The organism is Shewanella chilikensis (assembly GCF_002836945.1).
Lineage (GTDB): Bacteria > Pseudomonadota > Gammaproteobacteria > Enterobacterales > Shewanellaceae > Shewanella > Shewanella chilikensis.
This window is the reverse complement of record NZ_NIJM01000037.1, coordinates 1-13,694: the sequence shown is the minus strand read 5'-3', so window position 1 is coordinate 13,694 and position 13,694 is coordinate 1. Positions and strand designations below refer to the sequence as shown.

The window sequence follows — 13,694 nt, the reverse complement described above, 5'->3', positions numbered from 1 at the left end:
AAAAACGCGCCGAAAGGCGCGTTTTTTCATTTTATTTCAAGCAGTTTCTGATGCCACTGTTCAAACATTTCCCGGCTGATATTGGCTTCTTTCAACAAGGCGTCCAGCAATTCCGGGGGCAACTTATCCTCTTGCACCAGCATAGAACATTCACTGAGCAGATTGGCTTGCCAAATCAGCTGGCTTAAACGATTTTCCGGCTTGGCACCGACATTGGCCAAAGGTTGCAATACAGTCTCAAATGCCTTGGGCAACTGCCAGCAGCTCACCAGTAGACTGCTCAATGACAAGGAGCGCGCCGTCATCACCTGACGAAACAGCCAGGACTTGGGCTGCTCGCCAGGCTCGACTTGAATAAATGCATCGAGCAACAGCTTGAAGATGGCTATCTTGCCGACATCGTGCAGCAGGCCCACCATAAAAGCAGTATCCGGTTCTTCGGTTTCCAGTTCTCCCGCCAGGAAAGCCACCTGCAGTGAATGGCGCCACAAATGGGCTCCAAAGCGGCGAAAGTAGATGGGTTTGATATCTATCATCTCTTTCATCATGCAGGTAGTCACTATCCGTCTCAGTCTGTTGCTACCCAATTGAACCAGAGCCTGCTGAAGACTGGTTATCTGCCGCTCGCTGCGGCGAAATGCCGCCGAGTTACAGATGCGGATAACCTCGGCACTCAACACGGGATCTTGCTGAATAAGCGCGACTATATCCTGATTATCAAATTCAGGATCGCTGAGTTTGTTGTCCAGCTCCAGTATTCGGCCAGGGATCTGCAGTACAGAATCGGCTATCTGCTGCGGTGAGGCCAGAGCCTGCTCAATGTCGCTCATGACCCGCTTTTCGAGTTTATTGGCAACACCACCGTTATTTTGGCTGCTGACGGAGAACAGTAAACTGTAAAACAGAGCCGTAGCATCGACGGCGGCCACCAGCTCATCGCTCTCGGCGGTGATCTCCCGCGAGCGACTCAAGATTTGCTGCTCATACTGAATATTGGGCGGGGCTTCGTTGAAGCTTTTCGGTCGCTCTACTTCAACGTTTTCCCTGAGATTAAACAGTTTCCTGAAGAGTCCTATCAATTGATTTCCTGCGCAATTATTTTACCCAAGATGGTTCAGTATAATCACTATTTAACAAAGTAAACGCGGCGAACATCCAATAAAAAAGGAAGGCCAGAAGCCTTCCTTTTAAAAACAATAAGCAGTTTGATTAAACGTCGAGGTTAGCCACGTTGAGGGCGTTGGCCTCAATAAAGTCGCGTCTTGGCTCAACCTGATCGCCCATCAGAGTGGTAAACAGCTGATCGGCCGCAATCGCATCTTCAATGGTGACTTGCAACATGCGGCGGCTCTCGGGATCCATGGTGGTTTCCCATAGCTGTTCGGGGTTCATTTCACCCAGTCCTTTATAGCGCTGGATATAGAGACCGCGCTTGGACTCGGCTATCAGCCAGTCAAGTGCTTCAACAAAACTGCTGACCTCTTTGACCCGCTCACCACGTTTAACATAGCCACCATCTTCAATTAGATCACAGATCTGCTCACCGAGCTTGGCAATGCGCTCATAATCGCTGGAATGGAAAAAGTCATAACCAAACAGATAATGGGTATCTATACCGTGTTTGCGCACAATGAGCTGCGGTAGATACACCTTACGCTCAGGATCCAGCACTGTTTCCATCTTGTAGATAACGCCGCCGTTCTCTTCATCTTCGAGATCCTGCAGCAGGCCTTTGCACCAAGTGGTCATAGCGGCTTCGTCTGCCAACATTTCGGCGGTCACCCGCGGACGATACAGCATGCGGTTGGTCACATTGGTTGGATAACGTTTTTCCAAGCGCTCAATGATAGCTTCCACTTCACGATATTGGTAAACCAGACGCTCCAGACCTTCACCAGACATGGCCGGTGCATCCTTGGATGTATAGATGCTGCCGCCATCAAGAGCCTGAGTGGTCAAGTATTCAGTCAATGCAGGTTCATCTTTCAGATACTGCTCCTGCTTGCCTTTCTTCACTTTGAACAAAGGAGGCTGAGCAATATAAACAAAGCCACGTTCAATCAGCTCTGGCATCTGACGGAAGAAGAAGGTCAACAGCAGCGTACGGATGTGCGAGCCGTCGACGTCAGCATCTGTCATGATGATGATGTAGTGATAACGGGTCTTGTCCGGATCATATTCATCGCGGCCGATACCACAGCCTAGGGCGGTGATAAGAGTCGCCACTTCCTGAGAAGACAGCATCTTGTCGAAGCGAGCCTTCTCTACGTTAAGAATTTTACCCTTGAGTGGCAAAATAGCCTGGTTCTTTCTGTTCCGGCCCTGTTTGGCACTACCGCCGGCCGAATCACCCTCCACTATGTAGATTTCAGAAAGACCTGGGTCTTTTTCCTGACAGTCTGCCAATTTACCCGGCAAACCACCCAAATCCAGGGCTCCTTTACGACGGGTCATCTCGCGGGCTTTTCGGGCCGCTTCACGGGCGCGGGCAGCGTCGATAATCTTGCCAACAATCATCTTGGCATCAGCTGGGTTTTCCAGCAGATAGTCATTCAGCTTCTCCCCCATGGTCTGTTCCACGGCACCTTTGACCTCACTGGAAACCAGCTTGTCTTTGGTCTGGGAGCTGAATTTGGGATCTGGAACCTTCACAGAAACCACCGCAGTAAGGCCTTCACGGGCGTCATCACCCGTGGCGTTGGTCTTGCCCTTCTTGTTGAAGCCTTCCTTCTCCATGTAGTTGTTCAGGTTACGGGTCAATGCCGCCCGGAAACCTGCCAAGTGAGTACCACCATCACGCTGGGGAATATTATTGGTAAAACAGAAAATGCTTTCCTGAAAACCGTCGTTCCACTGCATAGCCACTTCAACAGTGATGCCATCTTCCCGCTCTTGAGAAAAGTGGAAAACATCCTTATTCACCGGGGTCTTATTACGGTTCAGGTACTCTACGAAGGCCTTGATACCGCCTTCATAATGGAATAATTCATCTTTATTATCGCGCTCGTCAACCAGACGGATACCCACGCCTGAGTTCAAGAATGACAGCTCGCGAATACGTTTGGCCAGCAGCTCATAATGAAACTCGGTATCAGTAAAGGTTTCATGGCTGGGCCAGAAACGAATTTCAGTACCAGTCTTGGTCGCTTCACCGATTTCCTTGATAGGCTCTTGCGGCTCACCATGTTTGTAAAACTGCTCATAAACCTTACCATCGCGGCGAATGGTCAGTTGCAGTTTTTCCGACAGAGCGTTAACCACGGATACACCCACACCGTGCAAACCACCGGAAACTTTATAGGAGTTGTCATCGAACTTACCGCCGGCGTGCAGTACTGTCATAATAACCTGAGCCGCCGAAACTCCTTCTTCAGGGTGAATGGCAACCGGAATACCACGACCATCATCTTTTACAGAGACAGAACCATCAACATGAATGGTGATCACTATGTCACTGCAATGACCCGCCAAAGCTTCATCGATAGAGTTATCGACGACTTCGAATACCATGTGATGCAGACCCGTGCCATCGTCGGTATCACCAATATACATCCCAGGTCTTTTACGTACCGCATCAAGGCCCTTAAGGACCTTAATACTCGAAGAATCGTAACTGTTCTCTGACATATTATTCTCTCATCGGTTATTCAATGACCGTTACCCGCCCCTGTTCCACCTGAAAAATTCGGCTGGGGGGCGTGCTTAATGAATCTGATATTGCCGCCGGGTCAATCGCAGTGACAAACACTTGCGCCCCGGTTTCGCTCAACTGCCGCAGCAATAACTTCCTGTGTTTCGCATCCAGCTCTGACGGCAGATCGTCGACCAGATAGATACTATTCTTATCTATTTGTTGTTTAAGCAACTTTCCCTGTGCTATTCGTAATGCACACACCAACAACTTCAGTTGACCACGAGACAAAGCATCCTGAGCGGGCAGATTACCCACTCTGAGTCTCAAGTCAGCTTTATGGGGGCCACTGACTGTGTGCCCCATGGATAGATCCCGGGAATAAGACGCCTGCAACAGGGCCGCAAACTCAGTTTTACTATCCCAACCACGGGTAAAAGAAACCTTGATATCAACCTGTGGTAGAAACTCCCCGATTATACCCTTAAGTAGTTCATTTAACGAGTCTACATATGCCTTTCGTATCTCGGTGACCAACTCGGTGTAACGGACAAAATCCCGGTCCCAGAATGCGATTTGCTGATAGGCAGCACCATCCTTAAGTAACTGATTACGCTGTTTAAGAATTCGTCTGACATTAACCCAAGCCTGATAAAACTGCGGATCGCAATGAAACGCCCCCCAGTCGATAAACTGGCGCCTGGCCTTGGGGCCTTCAAACAACAGTGAAAAGCTCTCTGGGGTTATTACCTGAATAGGCAGGGTGTCGGCCAGCACAGACAGGCGCTTTATCTTCTCGCCATCCATTCTGACCTCGGTTTCGCCGCTGCGAAACCGCCGCAGCCCCAACTTACTGTCACCGGAGGGCAGGCTCAAATTGGCAAACAGAGTCAACTGATCCTGTTGGTTATTGATCACCCTCTGAGACAGATGACTGCGAAACGAGCGCCCCATCCCCAGAAAGTAAATCGCCTCCAGGACACTGGTTTTGCCACTGCCATTTTGGCCGTAAATAAGATTCAGCCCAGTGCCGGGGAGCAGTTGGGCTGAATCGATATTACGAAAAGCTTGAATATTGAGACGAGTTAGACTCATTTATGGCCCAAAGTCGCCCCTAGAGGCGCATCGGCATCACCACGTACATGGAGTCTTCCTCGACGTGGTTTTCAATCAAGGCGCTGGAGTTACCATCACTGAGGGTAATCCTGACTTCATCGGCCTTGAGGCCATTGAGCACATCCAGCAGATAAGAGACGTTGAAGCCGATTTCGAGCGGCTGACCGGCATAATCCACATCGATGATCTCTTCGGCTTCTTCCTGTTCCGGGTTGTTGGCGGTGATCTTGAGCAGCGCATTTTCCAGCTGCACCCTGACACCACGGAACTTCTCATTGGACAAGATAGATGCCCGCAATAGCGCTTGTTTAAGCTGATTGCGACTGGCCAGCACTATCTTGTCGCCGCCTTTGGGCAATACCCGGCGATAATCCGGGAAGCGACCATCCACCAACTTACTGGTGAACTCGGCGCTGGCTGTGGTAGCACGAATGGCGTTATCACCAATGGCAATATGGATATCCTGATCTTCACTGTCCAGCAGGCGAGCCAGCTCCATCACCCCTTTACGAGGCACGATCACCTGATTTTCCGGCAAAGAGGCTGCTATCTCTCTGTGACTCAGAGCCAAGCGGTGGCCGTCTGTTGCAATGGCACGCAGTACATTACCCTCGGTTTCCAGCAGCAAACCGTTGAGATAGTAACGCACATCCTGGTTGGCCATGGAAAACTGAGTGGCATCTATCAGTGACTTGAGTGTGCCCTGCTTGAGGTTAAATTCGATGGCAGGCTGGAAACTCTCGACATTGGGGTATTCTTCCGCCGGTAGCGTCGCCAACGAGAAACGGCTGCGACCGCTGCGAAGCAGCCACTTGTTTTCCTGCTGTTCGATTTTGATTTCGCTCTGCTCAGGCAGTGACTTGACGATATCGAGCAGTTTCTTGGCCGGCACTGTGGTGCGCCCTTCCTGCACTTCGCCACTGACCTCAGCACTGCCAACCAGTTCCACCTCAAGATCTGTACCCGTCATCTTGAGTGAGTGATTACTTACTTCCACCAGGAGGTTTGCCAGAATGGGCAAGTTATGGCGTCTTTCCACCGCGCCACTGACCAACTGGAGCGGCTTTAATAGGGCATCCCTATCGATCGAAAATTTCATGGTCCTGTTCCCTGATTAAGAAGATAAGGTTCTAATCAAGTTGGCATAATCTTCTTTAATGTCGTGACTCTCTTCCCGCAGCTGCGCAATCTTGCGGCAGGCATGCAACACAGTTGTATGGTCACGACCACCAAAGGCATCACCTATCTCAGGCAAGCTCTGATTGGTTAATTCTTTAGATAACGCCATGGCCATCTGCCTCGGTCTCGCCACACTGCGGGAACGGCGCTTGGACAGCATATCGGCCATCTTGATCTTGTAATATTCAGCCACTGTTTTCTGAATGTTGTCTATAGTGACTAATTTTTCCTGCAGAGCCAAGAGGTCACGCAAGGCTTCGCGCACAAAATCAATGGTTATTGGCCGACCGGTAAAGTTGGCATTGGCGATAACCCGGTTCAATGCCCCTTCCAATTCACGCACGTTGGAGCGTAAGCGCTTGGCAATGAAAAAGGCCACTTCATCCGGCAAGTTGATCCCACTCTCCTGCGCCTTGCGCATCAAAATGGCGACCCGGGTTTCCAGCTCAGGCGGCTCGATGGCCACGGTAAGACCCCAGCCAAAGCGCGACTTGAGCCGATCTTCCACACCATCGATCTCTTTCGGATACCGATCCGATGTCAAAATGATCTGGTGATTGCCCTCAAGCAAAGCATTAAAGGTATGGAAAAACTCTTCCTGAGATCTGTCTTTATTGGCAAAAAACTGAATGTCATCGATAAACAGGGCGTCTACGCTACGGTAGTAACGCTTGAAGTCTTCAATGGCATTATTTTGCAGCGCCTTGACCATGTCCTGCACAAAACGCTCTGAGTGCATATAGACCACTTTGGCGTTGGGATTATTCTTGATAATGCCGTTGCCTACGGCGTGCAGCAGGTGAGTCTTACCCAGGCCGGTGCCGCCATACAAAAACAGCGGGTTATAGGCGCCACCCGGGTTTTCTGCCACCTGCAATGCGGCCGCCTTACCCAGTTGGTTGGACTTACCTTCAACAAAGTTATCGAACTGATAAGTAGGATTAATATTGCTGCGATAGCTGTGGTTTACAGCCGGCTCGGCAGCAGTATTAAAAGTAGCACCTTTGCCGGCTGCGCTCTTGGGTGCGCTGACAGAGGCCTTGGTCGCAGTTGGGGCCTGTACCTGAGGCTTGGCCGACGGACGACTACCTATGTCAAACCTGAGTTTGGGTGCATCATTGCCCAAATGCTCAGTAAAAAACTGATTGATAATGTTGAGATATTTATCTCTAACCCAATCAAGCACGAACCGGTTTGGCGCATAAAGCACCAGGGTATCCCCATCCATTTCGGCTTGTAACGGTCTGATCCACATACTGAATTGTTGAGCAGAAAGCTCATCTTGCAGTCGTCCGATACATTGCTGCCAAAGTGAAACCGCCACGTACTTATCCCCAAAAGATCGCCTCGAAAGGAGGGTATTCTATAGTGAGATCTGAATAATCGCTATCCTTTAAGTGTAATTATCCCCAGGCAGATCCCAACAGTCAGATCTGTCGGATCCAGATCGATCTCCCAAGATCCGCTATTTGGCGAGCCGGTTAAAATCCCGCTTTATAAAGCGATCCACCCTGATCTATAATCAGCGACCGCCGATCTGCCAAAAGATTAATGGATCCACAAGATGTAGTGTCCGTACACAGAGTTATCCACATCCTGTGGTGACAACAGCTCAACAGATCGCGAAAATGCCGAGATAAATTACCTTGAGAGGGGCTGCACGTGTTGACTGCCCTGACTAAAGTGATTACAATTCGGCCTCTTTTTTGCCCTTACCTCAAACAGAGATAAGGTAAATTCACTAACAAAGACGGATTGCCATCATGAGTAAACGTACTTTTCAACCTAGCAACCTGAAGCGCAAGCGTTCTCACGGCTTCCGCGCTCGTATGGCTACAGCGAACGGCCGTAAGGTACTGGCTCGTCGCCGTGCCAAAGGTCGCGCTCGTCTGTCTGCTTAATTGCGAGTAGACAACTAGGTGACTCGTTACACCTTTACGCGGGAGTTACGCTTGCTAACTCCCGCGCAATTCAAAACCGTATTTTCCAACCCCATTAAAGCCTCCTCAGCTGAGATAACCCTGCTTGCTGTACCCAATGAGATGCAACATCCGCGTCTTGGACTCACTGTGGCTAAACGCCATGTAAAGAGAGCCAATCAACGCAATCGTATCAAGCGGGTGATCCGGGATAGCTTCCGCCTCAATCAACATGATTTGCCACCACTGGATATAGTGGTCCTGGTTCGCGGCGGTGTGCTGGATATGGATAATGAACAGCTCAGAAAGCTGGTAGAAAAGTTATGGCGCAAACTCAGTCGCCGTTTCAATGGCTGATAATTAAGGCGATCAGAGCCTACCAACTCCTTATCAGCCCTATGCTGGGGCCTCGTTGTCGCTTTAATCCAACCTGCTCTCACTACGCCATAGAAGCGGTGCGAGTGCACGGAACGATTAAAGGGAGTTGGTTTGCAATCAAACGCATATTAAAATGTCACCCTTTACATCCGGGCGGCAGTGATCCCGTCCCCCCTAAAAATGACAGGTGTAATAAATAGGCTATGGAATCTCAACGCAATTTACTGCTTATCGGCCTGCTGTTTGTCAGCTTTTTGCTGTGGCAACAATGGCAAACCGATAAAGCACCCAAACCCGCTGTAACTGAAAATACAGTTGCCACTTCCGTTCAAGAGACAACTCACAGCGCTGACGTTCCGGTAGCCGAATCAGGCATGCCAGAAGAAACAGCCGTGGCGTCCAAAGATCTTATCAGAGTCACCACAGATCAACTGGATGTGCTGATCAACCCTGTCGGCGGTGACATTGTTCATGCCGCTCTGGTTTCTCACAAACTGGAGCTGAACAAAGACGAACCGTTCGTCCTGTTGGAACAGAAGCCTGGGTTCGTATACATAGCCCAGAGTGGCCTAATGGGCAGCGGCGGTACAGACAGTACCAAGGGCCGTGCTACCTATTCAGCCAGCGCCAAAGAATTCACTCTTGCCGATGGCCAGGACACACTGACTGTTCCATTGAGCTACACAGCAGCAAACGGCGCCAAGTACACCAAGATCTACACCTTCCACAAAGGTCAGTTTGCCGTAGACGTTGAGTACAAGATTAACAACACCACATCAGAGCCACTGCAAGTTCAGATGTACGGTCAGATAAAACAAACTATCAAGCCTTCAGACAGCAGCATGATGATGCCAACTTATCGTGGTGCCGCCTTCTCGACTGCCGATATCCGCTACGAAAAGTATAACTTTGAAGATATCCAGGAAAAGAACCTGGAGAAGAAGACAGAAGGTGGCTGGGCCGCCATGCTGCAACACTATTTTGTGTCGGCCTGGGTTCCGCCAAAGAATGAAACCAACACCATATTTACCAGAGATAGTTCAGGTACCGCCAACATTGGCTTCATGGGCGAGAAAAAGACAGTAGCCCCTGGCACTGAAATGACCTTGAGCGCCGACTTCTACGTAGGTCCAAAGGATCAAGCCGCCCTGTCCGAACTGTCTGACACCCTTAACCTGGTTGTGGATTATGGCTTCCTCTGGTGGCTGGCTGTGCCTATCTACAAGCTGTTGATGTTCTTCCAATCCATCGTGGGTAACTGGGGTGTGGCCATCATACTTATCACCCTAACGGTGCGCGGTATTCTGTTCCCGCTGACCAAGGCGCAATACACCTCTATGGCCAAAATGCGTAACCTGCAACCAAAACTGCAGGAGCTGAAGGACAGATTCGGCGATGATCGCCAGAAGATGGGCCAGGCCATGATGGAGTTGTACAAGAAGGAAAAAGTGAACCCTATGGGTGGCTGTCTGCCTATCTTGCTGCAAATGCCTATCTTTATTGCCCTTTACTGGGTACTGATGGAAGGTGTGGAACTGCGCCATGCGCCGTTCATGCTGTGGATTGACGATCTGTCGGTACAGGATCCTTACTACATCCTGCCTTTGCTGATGGGTGTTTCCATGTTCCTGATGCAAAAAATGCAGCCAATGGCACCGACTATGGATCCTATGCAGCAGAAGATGATGCAATGGATGCCGGTCATCTTTACCGTGTTCTTCCTCTGGTTCCCATCCGGTCTGGTACTCTACTGGTTGGTGGGTAACATAGTTGCCATTATCCAGCAGAAGATTATCTATGCCGGCCTGGAGAAAAAAGGCTTAAAATAAGCCTATTTCGGGTCAAATGTTCAAGGGCGGCCTAAGGGTCGCCTTTTGCTTTTATAAATAAGTTTTCAAGGGTTAATGCAGTGACAACAGATACTATCGTGGCCCAGGCCACCGCTCCAGGTCGCGGTGGTGTTGGCATAGTCAGAGTCTCGGGGCCCAAGGCCCAAGCCGTTGCACAGGCATTACTGGGCCACCAGCCCAAGCCAAGATATGCCGATTACTGTGACTTCAAAGGAAGTCATGGAGAAGTGCTGGATCAGGGTATCGCCCTGTTCTTCAAAGGCCCGAATTCTTTTACCGGTGAAGATGTGCTGGAACTTCAGGGCCATGGTGGTCAAATCGTCATGGACATGCTGATTAAGCGAGTCCTGGAAGTCGAGGGGATCCGCTTGGCACGCCCAGGGGAGTTCAGCGAACAGGCCTTTATGAATGACAAGCTGGATCTAACCCAGGCAGAAGCGATTGCCGATCTTATCGATGCCACCAGTGAACAGGCCGCCAAAAGCGCACTACAATCACTTCAGGGCGAGTTTTCCCGCGAAGTGCATGAGTTGGTAGAACAGGTTACCAATCTGCGTCTCTATGTCGAGGCCGCCATCGACTTTCCCGATGAAGAGGTGGATTTCCTCTCCGACGGTAAGATTGCCAATGCCCTTTATCGCATCATAGATAAACTGGACTTGGTACAGGCCAGTGCCAAGCAGGGCGCCATCATCCGCGAAGGGATGAAAGTGGTGATAGCCGGTCGCCCCAACGCAGGTAAGTCCAGTCTGCTCAACGCCCTGGCGGGAAAAGAGTCAGCGATAGTCACCGAAATAGCCGGCACCACAAGGGATGTATTGCGGGAGCATATCCACTTGGATGGCATGCCGCTGCATGTCATAGACACAGCCGGCCTGCGCGACACCACTGACACAGTGGAACAGATAGGCATAGAAAGAGCCTGGGCAGAAATCGCTACCGCCGACAGAGTATTGTTTATGGTCGATGGCACAGAAACCCAAGCCGTTGATCCCCATGAAATCTGGCCTGATTTTATTGATCGCCTGCCGGAAAACCTCGGCGTCACTGTGGTACGCAATAAGGCGGATCTGACCGGTGAATCACTGAACCCCAGCGAAGAGAAAGGCTATGACGTTTTTAGGATCTCAGCCAAAACAGGGCTCGGGGTCGATGCGCTGAAACAGCACCTCAAGAACCTGATGGGCTATCAGAGTAACTTGGAAGGCGGTTTTATCGCCCGTCGCCGCCACCTGGAAGCCCTGGAAGTCGCTGGTGACCATCTGCAGCAGGGCAAAGTACAGCTGGAAGTCTATCAGGCAGGTGAGCTGCTGGCCGAAGAACTGCGCATGACTCAACAGGCTCTGGCCGAGATCACAGGCCAATTTACCTCTGATGATTTACTGGGAAGAATTTTTTCCAGCTTCTGTATCGGGAAGTGAATTAGATCGTCATTTGCCGTTTGTTTTCATCTATTGCCGTTAATTGCTAAATCTAGCCCCCAGTTGGCCCCCAATGACATGATAAATGCCGTATTGGGGACCAATTGGGGGCTAATTTCCATTGAAAAACGAACACTTAGAACTGATGGCACACGCTCACTACGCTTAATTTATGACTATGGCTACACCACAAATACACAAGGTGGACGCCAAAATAAACCTAAGCGCAAGACACCTTAAACCTGTAAGTTCACAACAAACCTTAAACACCCGCCCAACACCAACACAACAAAGACCATATGCTTCTCGCCAAAACAATTAAGAGTAAGCGACTGGTTGAATAGCGGTCCCAAAAGCATGGATTTGAGTAGCTAATCAAGTGTTCAGCTAAATAGCGGTTCCTAAATGTAGTTCGCTGAGTTTCAAAAATAGAAGTGAACTCGGCTCGACCTGAGCAATCGCCAAACTGAAAATTTCACCGAACACAGTGAAAATGCATCTCCTACATAATTTACCGAAAAATAACTTTAACGAATTGATTAATTTGATGTCATCATACTAATGAATTAATCCTTCAGGGTGTAATGTCTGAGTATTTTATACTCTCAGGGGCAATTGAATCATCGAAGGATTGATTTAATAATCACCGAAAAATGACTTTCAATTACTTCAAGTGATAAAAGCTATATACAAAGAAAATTTCAAGGTCACTGTATGACTTGGTATATCGAAATTGTTGCTCTAATTGCCATTGCGGCCAAATCAACAAACCATAAGACAGAGCATTGAGGCTGGTGGCTTGAACGCTTACAACGGGACGGCTTCAAAGGCCAGTACTCGTAAATAACCAGCACAAGTAAGGATAAAGGGCATTGTTATAAATGTCCTATTCCTGTTTAAGGATAAATAACTTAATTCTTCAGGGAGGTAGAATGTCATTTCACTTAATGCCATCGTTTTCAAAGTCAGCTTGCGCCCGCCTCATGCTCGGTATGTTCCTTTTGGGAACTACCTCCATTTTGATGGCAGACGAGAATGGTGAACCAGCGAAATTGCTGATGGACAGGTTCCCCAAGCCCCATGAAATAGAGCTGGCGCGCAAAGGTATGGCGGAAGCCAATATCGATAGGCCTTGGGACAGAGCTTGCCCCTATCGAGAGCTAACAGGTACTGCTGAGGCTGAGGACGAGTTTTTCTTTCGCTGCCAACGTTGGGACAACTGTGTGTCTGCGGGTGGATCGGCCAGCATCTACAGCGAGGCGTTCTTTCAAAATCATCAACAACCACCTAAAGATCAAAAGCCATGGGAGTCTTACAGGAATGGCAGCATATTTCTTCTCGAACCATCCGATTTTGAGAGAGTCACAGGTCACTTGAGACAGTATGCCCTGAAATTTGCAGAGGAAAATTGGCGCTTGTTTGAGGGGCGGGATGCTTCCGAGGCAAGTGACTTGGTTGAGAAGAAATTCTGGCAATGGTGCTCTGCCGAACCTTTGACTTTGTGGAAGGCGGAATACCAATAGTAGACGCCCCCCACACCCAAACAACAATTTTAATTTGAATAAAGGATAAAAATTCGAGCATCGCCGTCGACTTTTTCATGTACTCGATATCGGAAGAGTTAACGACGTGCACCACTTGAAGGGCAGACGCCACGGTCAAGGATTGAGCCATACAAGTGATCTACCGCGACCTGATATACAAAACCACCGCAAAAGCGAATTTAAGTCGATCGCCTTACCGGCAGCCTGGGCACATCAGTCCTTTATCTGAAGAAATTTGCCGCAATTGGTTTGGCGGTATTTTCTTTGTATAACTCAGGAGTGGTCGCTGCAGAATGTCCTTAAATCCCCTCCTCTGGCCTGAATATGGCCGATGTAGAGTGCATGCTCGAGCTGTTTACCTTACTCGCAGATCAAGGAAAAAAGGTGATAATCGTCGAGCATAATCTTGAGATGATAGCCAATGCCGACCACTTACTAGAAATAGGCCCGGGAGCCAGAAAACATGGCGGAAAGATAATCTATCAGGGCCCTCCGTTAGGTATGCTGACCTCCGCTACTTCGGTCACAGGTCCTTTTTTGGAGGAACCGGTGTCAGGGAAACATGAGTTACTTAGGGAAGGTGCGAATAAGTCCTCGCGGTACTCTGGCTTACACAGCAATTGGCGTTCAAGGCATCTGACTGAAGGCATGCCGGG

Annotated in this window: 11 protein-coding genes and 1 pseudogene; 7 read left to right on the top strand and 5 right to left on the bottom strand. The window is 49.5% G+C overall.

Features of this window, described 5'->3' with window-relative positions:
* Nucleotides 1-26: 26 nt before the first annotated feature.
* The 5 genes from CX651_RS13920 to dnaA form a co-directional block, all read right to left on the bottom strand.
* Nucleotides 27-1,079: an HDOD domain-containing protein gene (locus CX651_RS13920; RefSeq protein WP_229839786.1), complete on the bottom strand. Its 1,053-nt coding sequence runs from the start codon at nt 1,077-1,079 to the stop codon at nt 27-29.
* A gap of 130 nt (nt 1,080-1,209) precedes the next feature.
* A complete protein-coding gene (gene gyrB, locus CX651_RS13915; protein ID WP_101056531.1) occupies nt 1,210-3,627 on the bottom strand; it encodes a DNA topoisomerase (ATP-hydrolyzing) subunit B in 2,418 nt (805 codons plus the stop codon).
* A gap of 16 nt (nt 3,628-3,643) precedes the next feature.
* Entirely contained in the window at nt 3,644-4,726 is a 1,083-nt protein-coding gene (recF, locus tag CX651_RS13910) for a DNA replication/repair protein RecF (RefSeq protein ID WP_101056530.1), read from the bottom strand.
* Between the two features lie 19 nt (nt 4,727-4,745).
* Complete coding sequence (gene dnaN, locus CX651_RS13905; protein ID WP_101056529.1) at nt 4,746-5,846, bottom strand: DNA polymerase III subunit beta; 1,101 nt, start codon at nt 5,844-5,846, stop codon at nt 4,746-4,748.
* A gap of 15 nt (nt 5,847-5,861) precedes the next feature.
* On the bottom strand, nt 5,862-7,250 hold the full coding sequence (gene dnaA, locus CX651_RS13900) for a chromosomal replication initiator protein DnaA (protein WP_039035678.1): 1,389 nt from the start codon (nt 7,248-7,250) through the stop codon (nt 5,862-5,864).
* A 439-nt stretch (nt 7,251-7,689) separates the two neighbouring features.
* On the opposite strand from dnaA, the gene rpmH reads away from it, so the two are divergent.
* From rpmH to CX651_RS20155, 7 genes and pseudogenes are all read left to right on the top strand, one after another.
* Nucleotides 7,690-7,827 (top strand): 50S ribosomal protein L34, encoded by a 138-nt coding sequence (rpmH, locus tag CX651_RS13895; protein WP_011758135.1) that lies wholly within the window; start codon nt 7,690-7,692, stop codon nt 7,825-7,827.
* An 18-nt stretch (nt 7,828-7,845) separates the two neighbouring features.
* Nucleotides 7,846-8,202 (top strand): ribonuclease P protein component, encoded by a 357-nt coding sequence (gene rnpA, locus CX651_RS13890; protein WP_101056528.1) that lies wholly within the window; start codon nt 7,846-7,848, stop codon nt 8,200-8,202.
* Entirely contained in the window at nt 8,169-8,423 is a 255-nt protein-coding gene (gene yidD, locus CX651_RS13885) for a membrane protein insertion efficiency factor YidD (protein ID WP_101056527.1), read from the top strand. The genes rnpA and yidD overlap by 34 nt, the downstream gene beginning before the upstream one ends.
* A gap of 3 nt (nt 8,424-8,426) precedes the next feature.
* Nucleotides 8,427-10,052: a membrane protein insertase YidC gene (yidC, locus tag CX651_RS13880; RefSeq protein ID WP_101056526.1), complete on the top strand. Its 1,626-nt coding sequence runs from the start codon at nt 8,427-8,429 to the stop codon at nt 10,050-10,052.
* Between the two features lie 80 nt (nt 10,053-10,132).
* Complete coding sequence (mnmE, locus tag CX651_RS13875; protein ID WP_101056525.1) at nt 10,133-11,494, top strand: tRNA uridine-5-carboxymethylaminomethyl(34) synthesis GTPase MnmE; 1,362 nt, start codon at nt 10,133-10,135, stop codon at nt 11,492-11,494.
* 881 nt (nt 11,495-12,375) lie between these two features.
* Nucleotides 12,376-13,017 (top strand): hypothetical protein, encoded by a 642-nt coding sequence (locus CX651_RS19975; protein ID WP_189577803.1) that lies wholly within the window; start codon nt 12,376-12,378, stop codon nt 13,015-13,017.
* 345 nt (nt 13,018-13,362) lie between these two features.
* A pseudogene (locus CX651_RS20155) lies at nt 13,363-13,694 on the top strand (hypothetical protein); the annotation flags it as partial.

Bases quoted from the DNA above. Each gene is read 5' to 3' on its own strand.
- yidD (WP_101056527.1), top strand. From the start codon at position 8,169: ATGGCGCAAACTCAGTCGCCGTTTCAATGGCTGATAATTAAGGCGATC.
- dnaN (WP_101056529.1), bottom strand. From the start codon at position 5,846: ATGAAATTTTCGATCGATAGGGATGCCCTATTAAAGCCGCTCCAGTTG.
- rpmH (WP_011758135.1), top strand. From the start codon at position 7,690: ATGAGTAAACGTACTTTTCAACCTAGCAACCTGAAGCGCAAGCGTTCT.
- gyrB (WP_101056531.1), bottom strand. From the start codon at position 3,627: ATGTCAGAGAACAGTTACGATTCTTCGAGTATTAAGGTCCTTAAGGGC.
- recF (WP_101056530.1), bottom strand. From the start codon at position 4,726: ATGAGTCTAACTCGTCTCAATATTCAAGCTTTTCGTAATATCGATTCA.
- yidC (WP_101056526.1), top strand. From the start codon at position 8,427: ATGGAATCTCAACGCAATTTACTGCTTATCGGCCTGCTGTTTGTCAGC.
- CX651_RS19975 (WP_189577803.1), top strand. From the start codon at position 12,376: ATGTCCTATTCCTGTTTAAGGATAAATAACTTAATTCTTCAGGGAGGT.